General features: G+C 59.0%; 19 protein-coding genes and 1 pseudogene. 1 reads left to right on the plus strand and 19 read right to left on the minus strand.

Annotated features, from left to right (window positions below; genetic code table 11):
• Nucleotides 1-96: 96 nt before the first annotated feature.
• Nucleotides 97-300 carry a cold-shock protein gene (locus QWZ03_RS00955; RefSeq protein ID WP_284197833.1) on the minus strand — a complete coding sequence of 68 codons (204 nt, stop codon included), beginning with the start codon at nucleotides 298-300 and terminating at the stop codon, nucleotides 97-99.
• Nucleotides 301-504: 204 nt separating this feature from the next.
• Nucleotides 505-1,062, minus strand: coding sequence for a DUF1415 domain-containing protein (locus QWZ03_RS00960; RefSeq protein WP_290331013.1), 558 nt, complete (start codon nucleotides 1,060-1,062; stop codon nucleotides 505-507).
• 64 nt (nucleotides 1,063-1,126) lie between these two features.
• Here QWZ03_RS00960 and QWZ03_RS00965 point away from each other — a divergent pair, with 64 nt between their 5' ends.
• Complete coding sequence (locus tag QWZ03_RS00965) at nucleotides 1,127-2,410, plus strand: HD-GYP domain-containing protein (protein ID WP_290331014.1); 1,284 nt, start codon at nucleotides 1,127-1,129, stop codon at nucleotides 2,408-2,410.
• On the opposite strand, the gene QWZ03_RS00970 is transcribed toward QWZ03_RS00965, so the two are convergent.
• The 17 genes and pseudogenes from QWZ03_RS00970 to ald all read right to left on the minus strand — a co-directional run bounded on the left by QWZ03_RS00970 (nucleotide 2,398) and on the right by ald (nucleotide 23,136).
• Nucleotides 2,398-2,733, minus strand: a complete 336-nt coding sequence (locus QWZ03_RS00970) for a hypothetical protein (RefSeq protein ID WP_290331015.1) — start codon at nucleotides 2,731-2,733, stop codon at nucleotides 2,398-2,400. The genes QWZ03_RS00965 and QWZ03_RS00970 overlap by 13 nt on opposite strands.
• Nucleotides 2,734-2,860: 127 nt before the next feature.
• A complete protein-coding gene (locus tag QWZ03_RS00975; RefSeq protein WP_290331016.1) occupies nucleotides 2,861-5,590 on the minus strand; it encodes a chitinase C-terminal domain-containing protein in 2,730 nt (909 codons plus the stop codon).
• 967 nt (nucleotides 5,591-6,557) lie between these two features.
• The gene (locus tag QWZ03_RS00980; RefSeq protein WP_290331017.1) at nucleotides 6,558-8,501 is read right to left on the minus strand and encodes a glycoside hydrolase family 19 protein; all 1,944 of its coding nucleotides are present in this window, start codon (nucleotides 8,499-8,501) and stop codon (nucleotides 6,558-6,560) included.
• 58 nt (nucleotides 8,502-8,559) lie between these two features.
• Nucleotides 8,560-9,567: a cupin-like domain-containing protein gene (locus tag QWZ03_RS00985; RefSeq protein ID WP_290331018.1), complete on the minus strand. Its 1,008-nt coding sequence runs from the start codon at nucleotides 9,565-9,567 to the stop codon at nucleotides 8,560-8,562.
• 107 nt (nucleotides 9,568-9,674) lie between these two features.
• Entirely contained in the window at nucleotides 9,675-11,204 is a 1,530-nt protein-coding gene (locus tag QWZ03_RS00990) for a glycosyl hydrolase family 18 protein (protein WP_290331019.1), read from the minus strand.
• A complete protein-coding gene (locus QWZ03_RS20930) occupies nucleotides 11,155-11,472 on the minus strand; it encodes a hypothetical protein (protein ID WP_290331021.1) in 318 nt (105 codons plus the stop codon). The genes QWZ03_RS00990 and QWZ03_RS20930 overlap by 50 nt, the downstream gene beginning before the upstream one ends.
• A gap of 56 nt (nucleotides 11,473-11,528) precedes the next feature.
• Nucleotides 11,529-11,714: pseudogene (locus QWZ03_RS20935) on the minus strand (hypothetical protein); the annotation flags it as partial.
• A 435-nt stretch (nucleotides 11,715-12,149) separates the two neighbouring features.
• The gene (locus tag QWZ03_RS01000; RefSeq protein ID WP_290331022.1) at nucleotides 12,150-13,307 is read right to left on the minus strand and encodes an ABC transporter substrate-binding protein; all 1,158 of its coding nucleotides are present in this window, start codon (nucleotides 13,305-13,307) and stop codon (nucleotides 12,150-12,152) included.
• 105 nt (nucleotides 13,308-13,412) lie between these two features.
• On the minus strand, nucleotides 13,413-13,496 hold the full coding sequence (locus tag QWZ03_RS20940) for a hypothetical protein (RefSeq protein WP_373322313.1): 84 nt from the start codon (nucleotides 13,494-13,496) through the stop codon (nucleotides 13,413-13,415).
• A gap of 278 nt (nucleotides 13,497-13,774) precedes the next feature.
• A complete protein-coding gene (locus tag QWZ03_RS01005; RefSeq protein WP_308447071.1) occupies nucleotides 13,775-14,665 on the minus strand; it encodes an ABC transporter permease subunit in 891 nt (296 codons plus the stop codon).
• Nucleotides 14,662-15,633 (minus strand): ABC transporter permease subunit, encoded by a 972-nt coding sequence (locus tag QWZ03_RS01010; protein ID WP_284197845.1) that lies wholly within the window; start codon nucleotides 15,631-15,633, stop codon nucleotides 14,662-14,664. Before QWZ03_RS01010 ends, QWZ03_RS01005 begins: the two co-directional genes overlap by 4 nt.
• Nucleotides 15,630-16,751 carry an ABC transporter ATP-binding protein gene (locus QWZ03_RS01015; protein WP_284197846.1) on the minus strand — a complete coding sequence of 374 codons (1,122 nt, stop codon included), beginning with the start codon at nucleotides 16,749-16,751 and terminating at the stop codon, nucleotides 15,630-15,632. The genes QWZ03_RS01010 and QWZ03_RS01015 overlap by 4 nt, the downstream gene beginning before the upstream one ends.
• A 137-nt stretch (nucleotides 16,752-16,888) precedes the next feature.
• Nucleotides 16,889-17,965, minus strand: coding sequence for a polyamine ABC transporter substrate-binding protein (locus tag QWZ03_RS01020; protein WP_290331023.1), 1,077 nt, complete (start codon nucleotides 17,963-17,965; stop codon nucleotides 16,889-16,891).
• A 164-nt stretch (nucleotides 17,966-18,129) separates the two neighbouring features.
• Nucleotides 18,130-19,563 (minus strand): aspartate aminotransferase family protein, encoded by a 1,434-nt coding sequence (locus tag QWZ03_RS01025; RefSeq protein WP_290331024.1) that lies wholly within the window; start codon nucleotides 19,561-19,563, stop codon nucleotides 18,130-18,132.
• Between the two features lie 158 nt (nucleotides 19,564-19,721).
• Nucleotides 19,722-21,056, minus strand: a complete 1,335-nt coding sequence (locus QWZ03_RS01030) for a glutamine synthetase family protein (RefSeq protein ID WP_284197849.1) — start codon at nucleotides 21,054-21,056, stop codon at nucleotides 19,722-19,724.
• Between the two features lie 120 nt (nucleotides 21,057-21,176).
• On the minus strand, nucleotides 21,177-21,929 hold the full coding sequence (locus QWZ03_RS01035) for a gamma-glutamyl-gamma-aminobutyrate hydrolase family protein (protein ID WP_284197850.1): 753 nt from the start codon (nucleotides 21,927-21,929) through the stop codon (nucleotides 21,177-21,179).
• Between the two features lie 91 nt (nucleotides 21,930-22,020).
• Nucleotides 22,021-23,136: an alanine dehydrogenase gene (gene ald, locus QWZ03_RS01040; RefSeq protein WP_284197851.1), complete on the minus strand. Its 1,116-nt coding sequence runs from the start codon at nucleotides 23,134-23,136 to the stop codon at nucleotides 22,021-22,023.
• Nucleotides 23,137-23,252: the final 116 nt, after the last annotated feature.

A 23,252-nucleotide genomic window follows, 5' to 3' on the forward strand; every position in this document is an offset into this window, starting at 1 on the left:
TTTTTTGCGTCCTGACGCCACATTGACCAGGGCATCAGGCAATAAAAAACCCGGCTTGCGCCGGGTTTTCGCTACCACTCAAACAGGTCTAATGAATTAGACGGGCTTGATGTTGGAAGCTTGCTTGCCCTTAGGGCCAGTGGTCACGTCGAACGAGACCTTTTGGTTCTCAGCCAGCGACTTGAAGCCGTTGGATTGAATTTGCGAGAAGTGAGCGAACAGGTCGTCGCCGCCTTCGTCAGGGGTGATGAAGCCGAAGCCCTTGGAGTCATTGAACCACTTAACGGTACCGGTTGCCATGATGCTTTTCCTTGTTGGAAATAATGTAAAGAGTGCGGACGATCAAACAAAGGAGGGCGAATCGGAATACCGCGAGGGTATGAGAACTGCCTGGAACCTACGACTTGAACTGCCTGCAGCGTGCGTTGTACGCGAATCAAACCCGCTTGGCAAAGCATTTCGTCAAATACCTGCCAAAAACGCGCCAAACGGTCGATTCCGCCCCTATTTCGATGCCTTTGTCATGCCCAGAGCGTCCCAACCGGTCTGCCCCAGCTCGCGCAAGGTGGCGATGTTCTTCTCGAAGATATCGGCCGCATCAGGGAAGGCCGCCACAGCCCTGTCTATGCTGTCCTCGCGCAGCAAATGCAGGGTGGGATAGGGTGAGCGGTTGCTGTAGTTGCTGATATCGTCCGGCTCGGTATCCGCAAACTGGTACTTCGGGTGAAAACTGGCGATCTGTATCACCCCTTCGAGCTCATGCTCGGCCACCACCCCGTCGGCCACATCGAGAAACTCGTTGTAATCGAGGAAGTCATTTAGGATGTAGGGGTGGATCAACAAGGTGGTATCAAGTTCTTCTGGGTCAGCCTCAGCCAGCCTGTCCAGCTCACGGTCCAGGTCTTCCAGCAGGGCATCCAGGTTGCGGGCTTCGCTCACCACCAGGCGCACCTGTTGTTTGACGTAGACCGCCTTGGCGAAGGGGCAGAGATTCAGCCCTATGACGGCTTTTTCCAGCCAGTCGCGGGTGGCAGTAATGACGGATTCGTGCTCGTTTGTCATGGCGCAATAGGGGAAGCGGATCAGGCTTGCTATTCTACTGCTTAAGTCCACCGGCATCGCCACCATGACAGACACCAGCACCAGCCAACCTACGTATATCGTTCCTGCGCAATTGCGGCTTGGCCTGTATGTCAGGTTGGAGCTCGACTGGCTGTCGCATCCATTTACCTTCAACCAGTTCAAGATCACCAAGCAGGAGCAGATCGACACATTGCGCTCCTTGGGGCTGGAGCGCATACGCATCGACGTCAAACGCAGCGATGTGCAACCCCTGCCCGCCCCGACCGAACCCGAACCGGCCGTTCCCGCTGCCCAGCGAGAGGCCCAGGACGCTGCCATCGTCGCCAAGCGGGTCAGGGTGGAAAAACTCACCCAGCACCGCACCGCCCTCAATGAATGCGAACGCAAATTCCAGGGGGCCGCACGGGCACTCAAGACCATTACCCGCAACCTGTTCGCCCGCCCAGGCGAATCCATGGCAGAAGCCGCCGAGCTGATCAGCAGCCTGGTGGATTCCATGCTCACCGATCGCGATATCGCCATCCACCTGATGAACGACAAGCTGGGCGGCGAGGAAGTGTATTTCCACCAGCTCAATGTCGCCGTACTGGCCATGATGCTGGGCAAGCAGCTGCACATGGACAGGGAGCAACTGACCGAGATCGGCATGGGGGCGCTGTTCCACGATATCGGCAAGATGGAGCTACCCAGCCAGTTGCTGCAGAAGACCGATGCGCTCAGCCCCAGCGAGCAGGATCTGATGATGCGGCATACCCATTACGGACTGGAGATAGGCAAGAAGCTGGGCCTGACGCCAGAGGCCCTGGCCATCGTGTTCCAGCACCATGAATGCGTGGACGGCAGCGGCTACCCCCATGCCTTGCGCGGCGAAGGCATATTGCCGTTGTCGCGCCTGGTGGCCATCGTCAATGAGTATGACAACCTCTGCAACCGCCCCAATCCCCGCGACTCGCTCACGCCCTATGAAGCGCTGGCCACCATGTTCGGCCAGCAGCGTGCTCGTTTCGAGGCACAGGCCCTGGGCATCTTCATCCGCTGCATGGGCGTTTACCCGCCCGGTACCCTGGTGCAGCTCTCCAATAATGCGCTGGGGCTGGTCATGGCGGTGAACTCCAGCAAACCGCTCAAACCCACGGTGCTGATCTACGACCCCAGCGTACCCAAGCACGAGGCCATCATCCTCGATCTGGAGAGCGAGGCCGAGCTCACCATCATCAAGAGCATACGCCCGGGGCAGTTGCCCCAGCAGGTGTTTACCTACCTCAATCCGCGCAAGCGCATGACCTACTACTGCGATACCGTACCCGGCCCTACTCAGGGCGCCTGATCACCGACCTCCGCATCGGAATCACACCCCTGCCCCGCCGCGATGCGCCGGGCAAACCAACGGCGGGCCAGGCCGTGCAAGGGCGTGGGCAGATAAGGCAGATACTGGCCTGGTTGCAGCAACAGGCCACATCCATAACGGCCTGCTTGCGCCTGCCAGACCAAGGCCGGGCAAGCCCCCTGCCGCATACCAAACATGCGCTGCCCCACCGGGCAGGGCTCGGCCGCGCAACAGACGCCACAGCCGTTGCAAGGCTCGCCCCAGGCCGGTTTGGCGGGGGCGGCAGCATGCAGATGAATGACTTGATAAACCGAATGAGGCATGGCCCCAGTTTAGAGCCTGTTCAAAGCCTTTTCGCCCTCTCGCGCCCGCCGGGTTAGCCATCTTGCGGGTTGAAGGAAAAAGCACAGCAGGCCTGATGGCCCGCTGTGCTGTCAGGTCAGCACACGATCAAGGCAGATTGCCCACCGGCAGGTTGGGATACTCCTGCTTGATGGCAAAACGCTTGCTACCCACCGTGATGACATAGTTGGACGGCCCGGTGATGGGCAGGTAGTAGTTCAGGGTGATGTCCACCGACTGCCCAGGTGCCACCGACTGCCAGGCGGGCAGCTTGAACTGCGCCGTATGGAAATCGCCCTTGAAACCTCCCACATTGCTGCCGGTATGCTCCGATGCCACCACCTTGAGCCCAGCCCCCGACTGATCGGCCATATTGTTGGGCGCGGCCACCGGGTATTGGAACTCGATCTGGGCACCGCCCGGCAAGGCTGCGCTACCCTTGTTGGTGATACGCAGCTTGGGGTTGAGCGGGTAGTTCTGGTCACCCAGCTTGAAGTCCACCACATCGAACTGCAGGTTCAGCGCCTCGGCTGGCACGGTCTGCTTGGCGCGTTTGTTGCCATAGGCCGTTGCCGACTTGAAGCTGTTGTGCAAGGTGGACGTGAGTGTCTGGCCGATGTAGTACTCCTTCTTGATGCCATCGTAGGCATAGTCGCCCGCCAGCTCCCAGAACATCGCCCCGCCTATGCCGTTGTCGACTATCCACTGTGCCTTGCGAGCCATTGATTGCTCGTCCTCGGTCGACAGGAACACCTTCTTCTGGGCATTCCACAGCCACGGCGCCACCAGGGTGGCATCGTAGTGGCGGCTGTAGCTGCCCACCAGATCGCTGCCGCTGAGGCCGTAGACGCCAAGATAGCTGCCGGCGATGCCGTTCTCCAGGTTCTTGGCGTGCCACATGGGGTTGGAGCCCGCGCCCATCTCGCGGCCTTGTGCGTCCAGATCGTGCCAGAGGTTGTCGATGCCCGTGGCGCCGGTACCGCACTCGGTCAGGCCTGGGCCACAGTTGCTGGACTTGGGCGAAGTGCCCCACAGACCATTGCTGCCGCCAGTGACACCCTTCCAGCCTCGGGTGTAGTAAGGCACCCCGACATTGATGCGGCCAGCCGGCAAGGCGCCACGGAAGTAACGGTAGGCCCAGTCGGTGTTGAGATAGCCTATGCCGCCGTACTGGCTGGCGGTGTAGACGCCCCACTTGGCCAGTTCGGCATCCTTGCCATCGTCAAACAGCGCGGCATTGGGGCCGACAAACTCGTTCCAGGCACCGTGCAGGTCATAGGTCATCATGTTGACGAAATCGAGATACTGCACGCCCTGGAAGGTTTCCATGCCGCGTAGCAGATAGCCGGACGAGGGTGAGGCAATGGTCAGCTGATAGTACCTGCCGTCCGCTGCCGAAGCCTCGTCGAGCTTCTTGCGCAGCACCTTGAGCAACTCGCGGTAGGACGCCTGCAGGCCCTTCAGCCTGGGCTCCGAAATGCCCCAGTCCAGCGGGTTGCCGGCCTTGCTCATGGTGGTGGGGTACTCGTAATCGATATCCGCCCCATCAAAGCCATACTTGCGCAGAAAGCCCACCACCGAGTCGGCAAAGGTATTGATACCAGCCGTATTGATGCTGCCATCGGCATGGGTGGTCATGCTGTAGAAGCCGCCCGAGGCAACGCGGTTGCCATCGCTGCCAAAGTAGCCGCCAGTCTCGGCCCAGCCGCCTATCGACACCAGGGTCTTCACACCGGGGTTGAGCTTCTTGTACTTGGTCAGCAGGTTGAGATGCCCCTTGTAGCTCAGCGAGCTATCCATCTCAGCACCTGCCACACCGGGCCATTCCATGCCGGTTGCTTCGTTGCCTGCCACCGTCTCGTTGACCGAGACCTTGTTGCTGCCATCGACATGGGCAAAGGCGTAGTTGATATGGGTCAGCTTGGTCCAGGGAATATCCTTGGCCAGATAGGCCGCCTGGCCGTTCTTGCCGGTACGCCAGCTGGTGAAGTAGCCGATGATGCGCCGCTTGTTGCCATTGGCCAGTTTTTCCCGGCCTTGGTTGTCGTACGCCAGGCAGTAGGGCACGTTCACCTGCGCCACCCGTACCAGTCCATCGGGGCGGCAGGCCTCATCCGGGAAGGTGGGTGTGGGTGTGGGTGTGGGTGTGGGTGTGGGTGTGGGTGTCGGCGTTGGTGTCGGTGTCGGCGTTGGCGTTGGCGTTGGCGTTGGCGTTGGCGTGGGAGTTGGGGTCGGTGTCGGTGTCGGGGTTCCGCAGGCGCTCAGGTCAGTCCATGGCTTGCCGGCCCCGGTATTGGACGCGGGCACCTCGCCCATGGTCCACCACTTGGCCTCGTAGTTGCGCCCGGCATAGGTCACCCGCTGGCCGCCGGTATAGGCCACCCCGGCACTCCAGGCGATGTAGCAGGTCTCGGGCGTTGGTGTTGGTGTTGGTGTTGGTGTTGGTGTTGGTGTTGGTGTTGGTGTTGGTGTTGGTGTTGGTGTCGGTGTCGGTGTCGGTGTCGGTGTCGGTGTCGGTGTCGGTGTCGGTGTCGGTGTCGGTGTCGGTGTCGGCGTTGGTGTCGGCGTACTGCTGCAGTTCTCTACAAAACCCCACAGGGTAGGCGTCGATGCCGGGTTCCAGTTGGCGCCCACATGGGCCGTATGGGTCTGCAGTGCCTTGTAGTTCTTGCTCAGGTAAGAGGCCGGCGTGTTCACCATATAGGTGCTGCCCTCGGCCCATGCTGTGGCGCAATTGGCCGCCATGGCCTGGGGGGCATACAGCAGGCCTGCCGTAGCGAGGCTAAGACTGACAGCGCGCAAGGCATAGCGCCGGTTTGGCTTGCAAAGGGATTGCATGGTGTTGTTTGCTCCGTGCTTGATGTTGGAAACAAAGTGGGCAGGTAAACCCATTCGACCTCGCCACTCCTTATGCAAAGGACGCTACCCTTTCTGCCTGAATCGCTACGCTGGCTACTCAGGCCCAGACCGAGGCCGCCATCATGCTATGACAAATACAAAATGTTTTATCTCTCCATTTAAAATAAAAAACCTATAAATGTAGTGCAGAAAAAATGACTACAAATTGATGCAAAGCAGCAATTCAACCATTAATCCCATACCTGACTGCATGCATTGCCGCAAACGCCAAAGTGGTATTGACACCCAACAAAATCCAAGCAAGAAAACCCTCACAATCCCGGTTTAAATCCCGCTGTAACTGCTTATATTTACAGCACTTCCACCATAGAAAAACACATCATTAACCGATGCTAATCCAACTTGTATTCTCAGGCCATTCACACACCCAAATAGGGTAAGAAATTTAAATGATCAACTCATGAAACCTCATAGCTTTTCATGATGAAATTTATGTAGCGCAGACATTGCAACGCCCTTAAACTACGGCAGGCGGCCGATAGAAAATCCAAATAAATCAATATCATGCTGCCAATCTGCAACAACATGACTGCATACACCAACCCAGTGCAGAGAATTTTATGCACCAACTCCACAGCGTATAGCTGGTTTGGCACACCCACAAAGACGATGAATACGGTGACACAACGCCAGCCGATCGGCATATTCAGTTCGTCACGCCAGGACGAAACTGCCATTGCACGCCTGAAGGATCAACCGGGTTTCAGGCAGGGGATCGAGGGATTCTCAATAGCAACCTACCCCCTGGACGTCAGCCATTGGAATGAAGGCTTTGGCTTAGACGAGCCACCCTAGCGGCACTATTGCAATATGACGCTATCCGCCATCAGAACAAAAAAATGGCATGCCACCAGGCATGCCATTTCAGCTCACAGTACCGCTGATTTCAGCGGGTATTGTCTATCACCTTGGTACCATTCCAGAATACCTGCCCTCGGAACATATAATCTACGCATTGCTTATAGTCACCTGCATTAGCCAGGCTGAAGGGCATCTGGTAATCCACCAGCTTGCAGGCCCAGCTGACCCCGCCCGGGTTGTTGGGGTTATAGCCCCAATCCTTGTCGAGATAGGTCTTGGTCGCAGCGGCCGAGCCTGCCTGGAAACCACGCATGGCAGCGCAGCCCAGCGGCTCCTCGGCGGGGATGGCTACACCCAGCTCACGGGCAAACTCACGGTAGGCGGCGATACGGTTGACCACCTGCTGCTTCTCGGCACCGCCACCGCCGCACTCGATACCGCCATTGATGATGAAGACCGTGGCACCAAATCCCGGTTTCATATTGTTGGCCAGGTCCACTGCGTTGGGCACCCAGGTGCCATCAACCACCCAGGTCATGGGCGGCTTGGGTGATTGCGGGTAGACCGCGAACCAGATGGCGGAAGCAAAGTTCAGCCAGCTATCCGCCACACGCCCTGGATTATCGAGCAGCACATCGGCATCGCCGTAGAGCGACTTGCTGAATGGCCCGTAGTTATAGTTCCACGAAAGCTGCTTGGAACCTCGGCCAAAGTAGTCAATGTTGCGGTTCTGCGCATCCTGCGCGCAGGGGTAGAAGATGGAGAAAATGGAGCTGCCCGCGCCTCGGAAGCAATCCTGGTAAGCGCCCACTGCCGACCCTTCGCTATAGCCCGACTCTCGCAGATACCACAGTGCCTGCTTATAGGTGGGTATGGCTTCGTTCTGTGGCATTGCGGCCAATACCGGGTTGTTGTGCTCGCTATAGGTCCGGGCTGTTGCCGGGGTCAGCGCTGGCCAGTTGGCGCCGGTCTCCTGGGTAAAATGGGCAAACGAGGTCGCCAGCAGCTTGCGGCAGATGGCATCGGCATTGCGGCCATCGCTGTAGTTGTCGCAATAGGCGGGGAACTTGGCCGCCCCACGCAGGAAATTCGTATAGGTGTAGTTGATATGGCGTACCGGGAACAACTGGTCAAACCGCGCCTGGCCCAGTAGCTGCTCTATCCGTTTCACATTATCGGGGTTGGCCGCACGGCCGGGCACCACCAGGTTCACCTCGCTGTCCGCCCTGACCCTGAGCGCCGCTCGGATACGGGCAAGCGCCTGCGCATCAGCGCCCGCCTGGCCGGCAAGTGCCTGCTCGGCAGCGCCAAACTGCGCTTCGGTGGGATACGCTGACGGGGCAGCAATCAAGCGGACCTGTGGCTTGTAGGCGGCCGGGGTGGGCGTTGGCGTTGGCGTTGGCGTTGGCGTTGGCGTTGGCGTTGGCGTTGGCGTTGGCGTTGGCGTTGGCGTCGGCGTCGGCGTCGGTGTCGGGGTGGGCGTCGGTGTCCCACAAGCACTAAGGTCTGCCCAGGGCTTGCCGCTGCCCGTATTGGCGGCCGGCGCCTCCCCCATGGTCCACCACTTGGCTTCGTAGTTACGCCCACCATAGGTCACACGCTGACCGTTAGTATAGGCTGTCGCGGCACTCCAGGCCGCATGGCAGCCCACCGGTGTTGGTGTTGGTGTTGGTGTTGGTGTTGGTGTTGGTGTTGGTGTTGGCGTCGGTGTCGGTGTCGGTGTCGGTGTCGGCGTCGGCGTCGGCGTCGGCGTCGGCGTTGGCGTACTGTTGCAGTTCTCGTTGAACCGCCACAGGGTCGGCGATGCCGCCGGGTTCCAGTTGGCGCCCACAAAGGCAGTATGGGTCTGCAGTGCGGTGTAGTTCCTGCCCTGATAGCTGGCTTGGCTGTTGGCCGCATAAGTATTGCCCTCAACCCAGCCGGCAGCGCAGCTCGCAGCCCACGCCGCAGGCGCGTGCAGCAGGCCGGCTGCAGCCAAGCCCAGGGTGACGGCATTCATGCCGAAGAAAGGCTTACGGGGTGTTGTCATGGTCACGCTCCGTCTTAATGTAATGAAGCCCGCCTTGCCTGGCGAGCGACAGCCGGGCTCAAACGCCGTGGTAGCTGTCGTAGAAACTGGAGAAATCGTTGTCCCAGCGGAAATTGGTAAACGACATGGTGATGCTGGGGCTCAGGCCTTCGACGTAATGCCAGCAGCCCACCGGCAGGAACAAAATCTCGCCGGGCGCCAGCTCCACATCCAGTACCTGGGCATCGCGCATCAACGGAAAGCGCTGGTAATCGATATCGGCGCCATCAACCGGGGTATAGCAATGCAGGTCGTTGTAGATCTGCCCCAGCTCCACTGCGGGCACCAGCCGTATGCGCTTGCGCCCCATCACCTGTGCCATGAAGTTGTTGGTGAGATCATGATGGAAAGGCGTGCGGGTACCGCGCGGGCCAAACCAGAAAAAGCCATTGCCTGGCTTGCCATCCAGGTAAGCGGGCAGTTGCACCACGTCATCCCATAGCTCAGCCAGGGCTTCCTTGTTACGGCCGCTATTGTTGGCGGTCATGTAGAAATCATTGGTCTGGCCGCTGTTCTGCACCAAGTCCACATAATCGGCAAAGCGCATACTGCGCTTGTGTTTGGGCTGGTTCACTTCGTAATTGGCGTCCTGATTGCGCCCAAACTGCACCTCCACCTCGCGTTCGCCAAAGCGCTCGCGCAGATAGCCAAAATGCCAGCGCGACATGGCGGGCCAGTCGTCCATCATGCCGGTGATGATGACGGGACGATTGAGCGCGTAGAACTCCTTGAAGAAGGCATCGCCGCTGATCTGGTGTCGACGGGGTACCTCGTGGGTGCGGCTGTCCAAGCTATTGAGCTTGCGCTGTATGTCCAGCGGCCAGGTGCGCTTTTTCAGACGGTTGCGCAGGCGGGCAGCACCCGCCAGATAGGGGCTGCTGATGGCCGCCTCCAGTTCGCGGCCTGCCTCCTCGGGGCTGATCCCGTTGTCCACCATGGTCTGCAGCAGCACGGCCGGGCTGCTCTCCAGCAACAGGTTTTCCGCTATCCAGCGGCGCCATTCGTGGTCTACGCGTCGTACTTCCATTTCGTCCTCGCTTGCCATCCTACCCAGGTTCTAAGGGTGCATACCGCCAGATGGGGCGGAGCACCGTGCTCCTTGCAGCAACGGTGCCCCGCCCTATCCAGCCAGCCTTACCTGACTGTGCTCATCTTGGTCATCAGTTCACCATTGGCTGTATCCCCATCCAGCGACCAGCTCATCATGCCGCCCAAACCCTTGGCCTTGACGTAGTCGATCTTGGTCTGGATGACATCAGGGGTGTCGTAGGACCAGAAGTTGGTACCGTCAAACTTCCACGACTGCTTGGTCACCGGGTGGACATAGACATTACCGGGTGCGTTCTTCAGCACCTTGTAGTCCTCTATACCCGCCTCGTAGGTACCACGTGCCGCACCGGTAGCCGCTTGGTAGAGGCCGTTGTTGGCATTGGTCACGCCGGTCCAGCCCCGGCCATAGAACGGGATGCCAATCACGATCTTGCCCGCAGGCGCACCTGCAGCGAGCAGGCTGTTCACCGCCCCCTCGATGTTGTAGCTGGCACCCAGGGTAGTCTGTGCATTGGGGCTGGCCGGGTCATTGCTCAGGTGAGAATGGAAGTCCGTCGGTCCCTTGGCATCCCAGCCGCCGTGGAAGTCGTAGGACATCAGGTTGATCCAGTCCAGATGCTGGCTGTAGAGGGCCGGCTCGGTCATGTCTATCTTGTCCTTGCCTGCACCTATGGCCACCGTCAGCTTGTACGGCTTGCCGGTAGTGGCCGTCAGCGCATTCAGCTGGGTACGGAACTCCTTCAGCAGCAAGGTGAAGTTCTGCTTGTCGGCCGGGCTGACGGTGTTGTAGCCAAAGCCCTGCACGCCCGGGAATTCCCAATCGATATCGATGCCATCAAACAGCCCGGCTGCTACACCCGTACCGCCCGCACCGTCATAGACCGGCAGATTGCCCTTGATGTAGACGTCCACACAGCTCTTCACCAGTTGCTTGCGCAGCGTATCGTTGGCCGATGCTGCCGAGAACCACTTGGACCACGACCAGCCACCTAGCGAGATAAAGGCCTTGATACCGGGATACTTGGCCTTGAGCCGCTTGATCTGGCCAAAGTTGCCCCGCAGCGGGCTATCCCATTTGTCGGCAACACCATCAACCGAGGTAGCGGCGTCGAAGGACTTGCTGTAATCGGCAAATGGATCGCCGCCATCCCCATTGCCCGACTCGGTGCGGTACTGGATATCGCACTCGTAACCACCGTTCTTCTGGTAGACATTGCCGAAGGCATAGTTGAGGAAGGTCAGCTTGGCTGCCGAGCCCGAGGTCTCGATATTCTTGACCTGGTAGTTACGCCCATAGATACCCCATTGCGCAAAATACGACCCGACCTGACGTGCGGTGGGGGTTGGCGTCGGGGTTGGCGTTGGGGTTGGCGTTGGGGTTGGCGTTGGGGTTGGCGTCGGGGTTGGCGTCGGGGTTGGCGTCGGGGTTGGCGTCGGGGTCGGTGTCGGTGTCGGCGTTGGCGTCGGCGTTGGCGTCGGGGTGGGCGTTGGCGTCGGGGTGGGCGTGGTGCAAGCGTTCAGGTCTGTCCAGGGCTTGCCACTGCCGGTATTGGCAGACGGTGCCTCACCCATGGTCCACCACTTGGCCTCGTAGTTGCGGCCGTTGTAAGTCACGCGCTGGCCGGTGGTGTAGGCCGTGCTGGCATTCCAGGCGACAAAGCAACTTACCGGTGTCGGTGTAGGAGTCGGTGTAGGAGTCGGTGTAGGAGTCGGTGTGGGGGTCGGCGTTGGAGTTGGAGTTGGAGTTGGAGTTGGAGTTGGAGTTGGAGTTGGAGTTGGAGTTGGAGTTGGAGTTGGAGTTGGAGTTGGAGTTGGAGTTGGAGTTGGAGTTGGGGTAGGTGTCGGCGTAGGGGTGCCGCTGCAGTTCTCGACGAAGCCCCACAGGGTCGGCGTCGAGGCAGGATTCCAGTTGGCGCCCACGTGGGCGGTATGGGTCTGCAGCGCCTTGTAATTCTTGCTGGTATACGAGGCCAGGGTATTGGTGGCGTAGGTATTGCCTTCGGCCCATGGAGCGGCGCAGGTAGCAGCCAGCACATTCGGGGCATACAGCAACCCGGCGGTAGCCAGGCTGACGGTGACAGAACGCAACGCGAAGCGACGGGCCAAGCTTTGGGTACGGTTCATGCGGTTAACTCCATCCGAGAGTTGGAAGTAAGGTGAGGTAACCGGATGCTTCGCCCGGCTCGGTTATCGTTTGCCATCGCCCCTCACCGCCAGGCAATGCAAAGTACAGCCATACCACCACATAAGACCGGTATTACTCAAACATCTCAAATTGGTCGCTTGTGGTTCTAATCTGGTATTCACGAAAATATGACGTAGTTATGAAGAATGTCAATCCGATTTTCTATATTCCAAGCCGATGCAGCCGGATGGCATAAATAGAACAAAAAATAAGCAAGCCTGATACAGCAAGGCTTACAGGGTCATGGAACGGGGGAGTACAGATGCCAGCGTGGTGGCAAAGAGAAGTGGTCTGTTGCGGTTCAGCTACGCAAACGGCCAGTAGGTGCGGGGATTGAATTAGTACGCAATGTATTGCTACTGGAACATAACCACTTACTGACCACGATCATGGCGTACTTCGTGGCCGGAGGATGGTGTCGGAACGGGAACATGCCTCACCACTGGGGAGTCTTCACGCCTTCGGCTACGCATGGCTTGGTCTGACATGGCCTTCATCAAGTTGTCCGACAACTTGGCATAAGGAGGCCAGAAGCGGTCCTGCCGGAAGAAATCTGGGTTGCCATCCAGCAAGGGATTCTTCACTGTCTTTGTCACCGCCACCATACTAAGTCGCTCAACCACACCGCGTTGCACCGCATCTGACAACATGTAGTCGATGAAGACATAGGCCGCTTCCAGCTTGGCGCCAGAGACTTCGCGCGCGATGTTCATGGTATCCAACCAGACAGTATTGCCTTCCTCGAACGGTACCAGAACCCAATGCCTGCCTAGGCTACGCTGACGGGCGATCTCGGGCCCATAGCTTGCCACCAGCAGATCTTGCGCCGAAAACTGCGGTGCAACAGTCCAGAATGTACTCACCTGCTGGTAGAGCGCATCCAGGAAACGTTTAGCCGGGCTGTCCAGTAGTTGCAGCTTTGCTTGGTGCCTGCTGTTGGACTGCACCAAGCTGTCCAGCAGAAAAGGGGGCTCGCCGACAGCCATATAGGCCAGCGCAACATTCGGTTGCACCTGACCACTGGTCAGCGAGATCTTGCCTCTCCAGCGCTCATCCAAGAGCTCGTTCAGGCGACGAGGCAACTCTTCTGGCTTGAGCTTGTCCATATTGGCCCAGATGCCGTATGCCCCGCCGCCAAAAGGCACATACAACAACTTTTCGCCTGCCTTTCCCATGGGCAAGTCAGCCAGTTCGGGTCTTACACGAGCGAAGTTAGGTATGCGACGTGTATCAATAGCTTGAAGCAGACGGGCTCCTCGCCCTTCCTGCATCTGAATGTAGTTAAGCGTGAAGAAACTAAGGTCAGCTTGATGCCAGCGCATGACTTCAAACATCTGCTCTGGGCCCACCGCAAAAGGCTGGATGATCTCTGCGCGCACATCCAGGTTTCGCTCCTGCAGCAGCCGATTAACCTGGGCCAGGTCATCTACTGTCACATAGCCTTGCCACGTAAAGATACGCAACACTTCCCCTGCCTGCACGGTACCTGCCAGGCAAAGCCAGGCCCAAACAACGATAACCATGCGGTGCATGCAGATACCTCCCAGCTGCTGTTGCCGCCGAGTCACAGGCCACACCTAGCTTCCTAAATAGGGGAAGCCACCCGTTGAATCCGGCCAGCGTATAGTACAGCGTAGTCACAAAAGGCCATAAGGCAACCCATTCGGCCATTTAGCTTGACCTGAACCGTCCATTCGGCCCCGCGCCCATTGGCCTTCCATAGCCTTGCACTTGCCGCTCTCGATAACGGCAACCAAGCGTTGCGCATCGGCTACTAACCTAGGTACACACTACGCCTTGCTCAGGCGGGCCTATGCATGGATTTAGCTTTGTGCAGCGGTTTTGTGCGTGGCTCCCAGCAAAAAAATGCCAGTCAGCGTTCACTGACTGGCATTGGTCTTAAGGGGCGGCACGCTTGCAGGGAAGCAAGCTAAGGCCGGGCACCGAGCCTGTTCAAGGTCTTTTTGCCGCAATCAGCCCTTGAATGGTTCTAGCGGCTTTACTCCGTCTTACCAGCAAACGCCGCCTGCATGGCGCGATCACGCTTGGCCTGGGCTGATAGCATCAAGCGGTTGGAGATCACCACAAAGACGGTGACGATGACAATCACCACGGTAGCCAGCGCATTCACTTCCGGTGTGGGGCCGATACGCACCGAGGAGAAGATCCACTGCGGCAAGGTGGTCGAACCAGGGCCCGACAGGAAGGCCGTCAGCACATAGTCATCCAGCGACAGGGTGAAACTCAGCAACCAACCGGACACCAGGGCCGGCGCAATCACCGGTATGGTGATGACGAAGAACACCTTGAACGGGTGGCAACCGAGGTCCATTGCGGCGTCTTCCAGCGAGCGATCCAGCTCCTTCAGTCGTGCCTGCACCAGTACCGCCACATAGGCCATGCACAGCGTGGTATGGCCTATCCAGATAGTGATCATCCCCCGCTCGCCAAACGCCCAGCAACCCAGGCGAGTGAACAGGCCACCCGGATCATCGGCCGAGCAGCCCAGGCTGGACTGCAGGGAGACGAACAGCAGCAGCATGGACAAACCCACGATCACTTCGGGCATCACCATCGGTGCGGTAGTCAGGCCAGCAAACAACGAGTGCCCGCGGAAGGCGCCGAAACGAGCCAGTACAAAGCCAGCCACCGTGCCCAGCACCACCGCCAGGGTGGCGGCAAGGAAGGCAATCTTGAAGCTCAGGCCTGCAGCCGCGAGCAGGTCGTCGTTGTTGAACATCTCGCCATACCACTTGAGCGAGAAGCCACCCCACACCGTGACCAGGCGTGATTCGTTGAAGGAGTAGATGATCAGGCTGGCGATGGGCGCATACAGAAAGAAAAAGCCCAGCAGCATGAATAGCTTGTTGGCAGTTGGCATCTTGTTCATTGCGCAGCCTCCTGCTGTTTCTGCTCAAAGCGATGGAACCAGATGATGGGTGCGATCAGCAGCGCCAGCATCACCACGGCCACGGCGGCGGCCTGCGGCCAGTCCAGGTTGGCGCCGAAGTCATCCATCAGCTTGTTGCCGATGAAGACCACATCACCGCCCCCCAACAGCGCCGGAATCACATATTCACCCACGGCTGGGATGAACACCATCATGCAGCCGGCGATGATACCGGCCTTGGACAGCGGCAAGGTGATGCGGAAGAAGGTAGTGACCTTGCTCGCCCCCAGATCGGCAGCCGCTTCGAACAGGCGGCCATCCAGCTTCACCAGGGTGGAGTACAGCGGCAATATCATGAACGGCAGGTAGTTGTAGACCATGCCTATCACCACCGAGAACGGTGTGTAGAGCATTTCCAGCGGTGCATCGATCAGCCCCATGGACATCAGCACATTGTTGATGACGCCATTGGGCTTGAGTATGCCTATCCAGGCATAGACCCGCAGCAGGAAGGAGGTCCAGAACGGAATCATCACCAGCATCAGCAAGGTGTTGCGGGTGGCCTCGTTGGCGCGGGCGATGTTATAGGCCAATGGGTAGCCTATCAGCAGCGTCAGCAGCATGGTGTAGAGCGCCAGCTTGATGGCATTGCCATAGGCCACCACGTACTGGCTCTCTTCCTTCGCTTGCTCCCAGGTGGTTTCCGGGTCGAACAGCGAGTGATAGAACGCCTTGCCCTCGTCCAGGATGGTGCTGTACTTGGTGGTATCCAGCACGATGGTGGTGGTGTTTTCCTCCTGGGTCACCAGGGGGGTGTAGGGCGGTTGCGCAATATCGGGCTGGGCGAAGCTGATCTTCAGCACAAAGAAGAACGGCAGCGCAAAGAAGAACAGCAGCCAGAAATACGGTAGCGCAATCACGCCGGTGCGGCCCGAGGGCAGCCAGCGATGCAAGAGGGATTTGATCATGATGTCAGCACCACACCTGCGTCATCCCCCCACTTCACCACCACGTCTTCGTTCCAGGTAGCCGGTTTTTCGCTGCCCCAGACATTGGACGGCACATTGGCCATGACGATGCGGCCGGAGGCCAGCTTGACGTGGTAGACCGAGTGGGAGCCCAGATACGCCACATCGTGTACCTTGCCCTCAGCCCAGTTGTATTGCGCATCCGGTTTTTCCCGGCACAGCACGACGTCTTCCGGGCGGACCGAATACCACACAGTCATGCCCTTGGGGCCGGTAATGCCGTGGTCCACATAGATGCCGCGTGCCAGCTCAGGGCTTTCGATGACGATATGGTCGGGCTCGTCTACCGACAGCCGGCCTTCGAAGATATTGGTGGAGCCAATGAACTCGGCGGTAAAGCGGCAGCTCGGGTATTCGTAGATCTCACGCGGGCCGCCCACCTGCATCAGCTTGCCTTCGCTCATGATGGCGATACGGCTGGCCATGGTCATGGCCTCTTCCTGGTCGTGGGTCACCATGATGCAGGTCACGCCTACGGTCTCGATCACATTGACCAGTTCGAACTGGGTCTGTACCCGCAGTTTCTTGTCCAGGGCACCCAAGGGCTCATCCAGTAGCAGCAGCTTGGGCCGCTTGGCCAGCGAACGGGCCAGTGCCACCCGTTGCTGCTGGCCGCCCGACAGCTGGTGCGGCTTGCGCTTGGCGTACTTGCGCATCTGCACCAGGTCCAGCATCTTGCCTACCCGGTCAATGATCTCATCCTTGGGCAGCTTGTCCTGCTTGAGGCCAAAGGCAATGTTCTGCTCCACCGTCATGTGCGGAAACAGCGCATAGCTCTGGAACATCATATTCACTGGCCGCACATAGGGCTGCAGGTCAGTGATGTCCTGGCCATCTAGGATGATGCGGCCTTCGGTGGGATGCTCCATGCCCGCCAGCATCCGCAGCAGGGTGGACTTGCCTGAGCCCGAGCTACCCAGCAGGGCAAATATCTCGTTCTTGGGGATGACCAGATCCACATCGTCAACCGCATAGAAATCACCGAATTTCTTGGTGACGCCCTTGATCTCAAGGTAGTGCTGCTTGTTGTCGCCTGCTGCGACTTCCGTTACCGCCACGATAGAAACTCCATACAAGGTTTGGTCATTGCCAAATCAAACGCGCAACGCCATCGGCACGTGCGTTTGATTTGGAAACGAGGGCATATCTTCGCAAAAAAGGCCGACCTTTTGTGATCGGCCCTTCGATTGTCAGCCTATTTGGCCGATTTGAACTGGTTGAAATACTTGGTGATCAGCTTCTGGGCAGCGGGCTCGATGGGCTTTTTGGCCTGTAGCTTGCTGAGTGCTTCCTGGTTCATGAAGATCTTGGGGTCGCTGGCGATCTTCTTGTCCACGAACGGCGCCGACTTGGTATTCGGGTTCGCGTAATTCACGTAGTTCGATATCTCTGCCACCACCTTGGGATCCAGGATGTAGTTGATCCAGGCCAGGGCGTTGGCGGCATTCTTGCTGTCCTTGGGGATAGCCATATTGTCTATCCACAGTATGGTGCCCTTCTTGGGTACCACATACTCGATCTTCTGGTTGTTCTTGGCCTCGACCGCCCTATCCTTGGCGATATAGGTATCACCGTTGAACGACATGGCAACGCAGACGTCGCCATTGGCCAGCAGGTCTATGGGCGAGGAGTTGAACACGCGCACATCCTTGCGCACCTTTTTCAATACTTCGGTGGCCGCCTTCAGGGTGGCGTCGGAATGGTCGTTGGCATCCTTGCCGAGGTAGATATTGACCATGGAATACACATCGCTGCCGGTATCCATAAACGAGATGCCGCAGGATTTCAGCTTGTTGGTGTATTTGGGATTGAAGATCAGTTCCCACTCATCCGCCGGCATGGGTTCGCTACCCAGCGCCTTCTTGACCTTGTCCACATTGATGCCAAAGGCGGTGGTGCCCCACATATATGGCACCAGGAACTTGTTGCCCGGGTCGGCTACTTCCGCCTTCTTCAGTATCTCGGGGTTCAGGTTGGCGTAATTCGGTATCTTGGATTTATCCAGCGGCAGGTAGATATTCGACTGGATCTGCTTGGCAGCGAACTCCAGCGAGGGCACCACGATATCGTAGCCCGACTTGCCGGTCAGCAGCTTGGCTTGCAGTGTTTCATTGCTGTCATAGACGTCGTACTTGATCTTGACGCTATTGGCCTTCTCGAAATTCGGCACCGTCTGCTCGCCGATATAGTCGTTCCAGTTGTAGATATTCAACTGGCCGGCGGCCTGAGCCTGAGCCGCCACACCCAACAGGGTGGCCGCTAATACGGTCATCGCAAACTGCTTCCTAACCATCGAATTTCTCCTGAGCGTTGAAATAATGCGGGGAAGGACTGCCGAAACGAATCTGCACGACATCCAGGGGTAAGCCCCTGGACGCGCTGAACAAAGCAGTGTCATGCAACACGGCAGCCAGGCCGCCGTGTTGCAAGCATGAATTACACCATACCAAGCTCGCGTGCCGTAAGGCCTATGCACAAGGCGGCTTTCTCGACCAGCTCGTCTATCTCCGACTTGTTCATCACCAAGGGCGGGCTCAACAGCATACGGTCACCAGTGGCGCGCATGATGAGGTTGTTCTTGAAGCAGTAATCGCGGCACTTGAGGCCGATCTCGTAGCCGTTGGCAAAGCGCTTGCGGCTGGCCTTGTCTTCAGTCAGCTGCATACCTGCCACCAGGCCGGCGCCATCGATCTGCCCCACCAGCGGCGAGGCATCCAGCGCTTCGCGCAGTGCCTTCTGGAAGTACGGACCGGTCTCAGTCTTGACCCGCTCGATGATGCCGCCATCACGCAACAGCTTGATATTGGCCACGGCCACTGCAGCGGCAACCGGGTGGCCGGAGTAAGTCAGGCCGTGGTTGAAATCACCGCCAGCAATCAAGGGTTCGGCGATACGCTTGTGGATAGCCACGGCGCCCATGGGCACGTAGCCGCTGGTCAGGCCCTTGGCCAGGGTCATGGTGTCCGGCTCAAAGCCGAAATGCTGGTGGGCAAACCATTCGCCGGTACGGCCAAAGCCGCCGATGACTTCGTCGGCGCACAGCAGCACATCGTACTTGCGGCAGATACGCTGGATTTCTGGCCAGTAGGTTTCTGGCGGGAAAATCACCCCGCCGGCACCCTGGAAGGGCTCGCCGATAAAGGCGGCGACATTGTCTGCACCCAGCTCGAGGATCTTTTCTTCTAGCTGGCGGGCACACTTGAGGCCGAATTCGGCCGGGCTCAGATCGCTGCCCTCGCCAAACCAGAATGGCTGGTCGATATGGGCGATATTGGGGACCTGCGAAGGCATCTGCTCGTGCATATAGCCCATGCCACCCAGCGAGCCACCGGCGATGGTGGAGCCGTGGTAGCCGTTCTTGCGCGAGATGATGTGTTTCTTGGCAGGTTTGCCCACCGATGCCCAATACTGGTGCACGATGCGCAGCACGGTATCGTTGCCCTCAGAGCCCGAGTTGCAATAGAAGAAATGCTCGAAGCCAGCCGGCGTCACTTCGCTGAGCAGCTGTGACAGCTCAATGATGGGCGGGTGGGTGGTCTTGAAGAAGGTGTTGTAGAACGGCAGTTCCATCATCTGCTTGTAAGCCACTTCGGCAATCTCGCGGCGACCGTAGCCCACGTTCACGCACCACAGGCCGGCCATGCCGTCGATGATCTTGTTGCCATCGCTATCCCACAGATAGACACCCTCGGCACGCGTGATCACACGGCTGCCCTGCTTATTCAGCGAACCCATGTCGCTGAACGGGTGCAGATGGTGTGCTGCATCCATCTGCTGCCATTCCTGGGTGCTGCGGGCTGCAAACACGCTGCCGCTCGGCTTGTGGGCCTCGGCGTGAATGGCCGGGCGGGTGTCGAAGGGATTGCTCATTGGTTTCTCCAGTATTGACTTACCGCTCCCGGCGGGGGAGCGGGTTGGGGTGGGGAGTCGCCGCCTTGCCGGCTGGCTGATGGTCGCAAGACCGACTCCTGCACCGCGGCCCCGTTTCCGGTAGAAAAACGTGGCCGCATCTTGCGCCAGGGACGGCGTTATACATTAAGCAGCAGGTGGCTGCGCTCCCACGAGCTGATCACGCGGAAGAAAGTGTCGTATTCCTTCTCCTTCACCGCGCAGAAGGCATTGACGAAGTCGGCACCAAACACCTCGGCGATATCGGCCGAATCGCGCATCAGTTCGATGGCGTCTTCCAGGTGGCGTGGCAGTTCGTAGTCCAGATCGTAGCCACTGGTGGTCATGGGGTCGGAGGGCTTCAAACCCTTGATCATGCCCAGGTAGCCGCAGGCCAGGGTAGCGGCCATGGCCAGGTAGGGGTTGACGTCCACGCCCGGCACCCGGTTTTCCACCCGGCGTGCCTCGGGGCCGGAATTGGGCACCCGTATGCCCACGGTGCGGTTGTCGTAACCCCACTGCAGGTTGATGGGGGCTGCGGTAAAGCGGCTCAGGCGGCGGTAGCTGTTCACGAACGGCGCCATGATGGGCATCACGGCCGGCATATAGCGTTGCAGGCCGGCGATATAGCTGAGGAACAGATCAGACGGGCTGCCATCGGCATTGGAGAACACATTGTTGCCGTCACGCCCCACCACGCTCTGGTGGATATGCATGGCGCTGCCGGGCTCCTCCTGCATGGGCTTGGCCATGAAGGTGGCGTAGATGTTGTGGCGCAGCGCCGTCTCGCGTACCACCCGCTTGAACAGGAACACACGGTCGGCCAGGTCCAGGGCATCGCCGTGGACGAAGTTGATCTCCATCTGGCCGGCGCCCACCTCATGAATCAGGGTGTCCACGTCCAGCCGCATGGCGTCGCTGTATTCGTAGACGTCCTCGAAATAGGGGTCGAACTCGTTCACCGCGTCGATGCTATAGCTCATGCGGCCGGTCTCGGCCCGGCCAGTGCGGCCTACTGGTGGCTTGAGCGGAATATCGGGATCAATATTGCGCTCGACCAGATAGAACTCCAGCTCAGGCGCCACCACCGGCTTCCAGCCCTTGTCCTCGAACAGCTTGAGCACCTTGCGCAGTACATAGCGGGGCGAGATATCGACCGGCGAACCGTCGAAATGCACGCAGTCATGGATCACCAGGGCCGTGGGGTCTGGCGCCCAGGGCACCAGCCTGACCGTATTGAAGTCGGGTACGCAGACCACATCCGGGTCGGTAGGGCCGGTGATATTGTCATCATCGGGCCAGTCGCCGGTCACGGTCTGAATCAGTACCGCCTTGGGCAGGCGCATATTGGCCGAATTGAACTGGCTCTTGGGCAGAATCTTGCCGCGTGCCACGCCCGTCATATCGGGGACGACGCACTCGACTTCGGTAATGCCGTATTCGCGGAAAAAGTCCTGGAATTGGTTCTGTGCCATGCTAGTTTTTCGCCGCTGTGCGGCGAACCTCCGGTTGTTGGCAAGCCGGCAAACATTGGAAAGCGCGGCGGGGGGGATTCCCCGTCGCTTTCCGACGTTTCCCTCAACGGTGGTACACCGTCAACGGCTCGCTTGGTAGCGCCGGCAATCCTCACCAAACGCCTTGAACAGGCTGGTCGAGAGTGGATTGTCAGCGTATTTCCACTCGGGGTGCCATTGCACCGCAAGTGCAAATCCTTTTGCATCCTTCACCGAGAAGGCTTCCACCAGGCCGTCCGGCGCCAGGGCCTCGGCCTGCAGGCCGGCGCCCAGGCGTTCCACGCCCTGGTTGTGTATGGAGTTGACGCTGTATTCGCTCAGGCCGCTGGTGCGCTGTATCAGGCCACCCTCGGTAAATTGCACCGGGTGCGCCGGGCCGTACTGCACTTCCAGTTCGGCCGCGCTGTCCTCGCGGTGATCCATCATGCCTGGCATTTCGTGCACTTTTTGCAGCAGCGAGCCGCCATGCACCACGTTCATTTCCTGAAAACCACGGCAGATGGCAAACACTGGCATGCCGCGCTCGATAGCCAGCGCCATCAGCGGCATGGCGGTCTGATCCCGCGCGGTATCGAGATGCTGCCCTTCCGGCAGGCTGGGGCCGTTGTAGCGTTGCGGGTCCACCATGGAAACACTGCCGGTAAACAAGAAACCGTCCACCATATCGAGCAAGGCACCGAAGTCCTGCATCTCCCCCAGGGCGGGGATCACGATAGCCAGGCAATCCGCCCCGCCGATCACGGCGGTGATGTACTTCTCACCCACGCAGTGGAAAGGATGCAGGCCAAGCTGCTTGCGGTCTGCGACGATGCCTACGACAGGTTTGCGTTTCATATCCATGGTCTTGCGCTGTGCCCGGCAAACCAGCCGGGCGGGGTTACATACACGGGCGGCGGGTGGTCACCCACCGCCCTCTGCCTTGCTATCAGTTCAATACGCTGTCGGCCGATACATATTCATAAGCCAGATCGCGGGCAACTGCGGCATAAGTCACCTTGCCTTCGCAAACATTGAGGCCGTTGCGCAGATGGATATCATCCTTCAGCGCCTTCTTCCAGCCCTTGTTGGCAATGGCCACGGCATGCACCAGCGTGGCATTGGTCAGTGCCATGGTTGAGGTACGCGCCACACCGCCCGGCATATTGGCCACGCAATAATGGGTCACGCCATCCACCACATAGGTGGGTTCCTGATGGGTGGTCGCACGCGAGGTCTCAAAGCAGCCGCCCTGGTCGATGGCCACATCCACCAGCACCGAGCCCGGCTTCATCAGCTTGAGCATGTCCTTGGTCACCAGCTTGGGTGCTGCGGCACCGGGGATCAGCACGGCGCCGATCACGGCATCGGCTACCTTGAGTTCGTTCTCGATGGCATCCTGGGTGGAGTAGAGGGTCTTGATACGACCACCAAAAGCTTCGTCAATTTCCTTCAGGCGCGGCAGCGAGCGATCCAGCAAGGTGACATCCGCCCCCAGGCCAGCCGCCATGCGGGCTGCGTGGGTACCTACCACACCACCACCGATCACGGTGACATGGCCAGGAGCCACACCAGGCACGCCCCCCAGCAGCACACCCGAACCGCCAGCCGATTTTTCCAAGGCCCGCGCCGCCGCCTGGATGGCCATGCGGCCCGCCACTTCCGACATGGGCGCCAGCAGGGGCAAACCGCCACGGCCGTCGGTCACCGTCTCATAGGCGATGGCCACGCAACCGGACTTCACCAGTGCGGCAGTCTGCTCAGGATCCGGCGCCAGATGCAGGTAGGTATAGAGTATCTGCCCGGCACGCAGCATGGCGCACTCCACAGGCTGAGGCTCCTTGACCTTGATGATCATGTCGGCGCGCTTGAAGATTTCCTCGGCCGCCGTCACGATCTGCGCCCCGGCTTCTATGTACTGCTCATCCGGAAAGCCGATAGCCGTCCCCGCGTTGGTCTGCACCAGCACATCGTGGCCGTTGCGCTTGAGTTCCTTGACACCGGCAGGCGTCAGGCCCACGCGGTATTCATGGTTCTTAATTTCCTTGGGTACGCCGATCAGCATGATGAGTCTCTCCGTTTATTGATTTGTAGGCTTGTGACCTGCCATCGCTCACCCGCTTGGTGCGTCAAACATTCTCAACGCACCGCCGAGATGCGATGTCAAACATATTAAACACC

The organism is Chitinimonas viridis (assembly GCF_030409555.1).
GTDB lineage: Bacteria > Pseudomonadota > Gammaproteobacteria > Burkholderiales > Chitinimonadaceae > Chitinimonas > Chitinimonas viridis.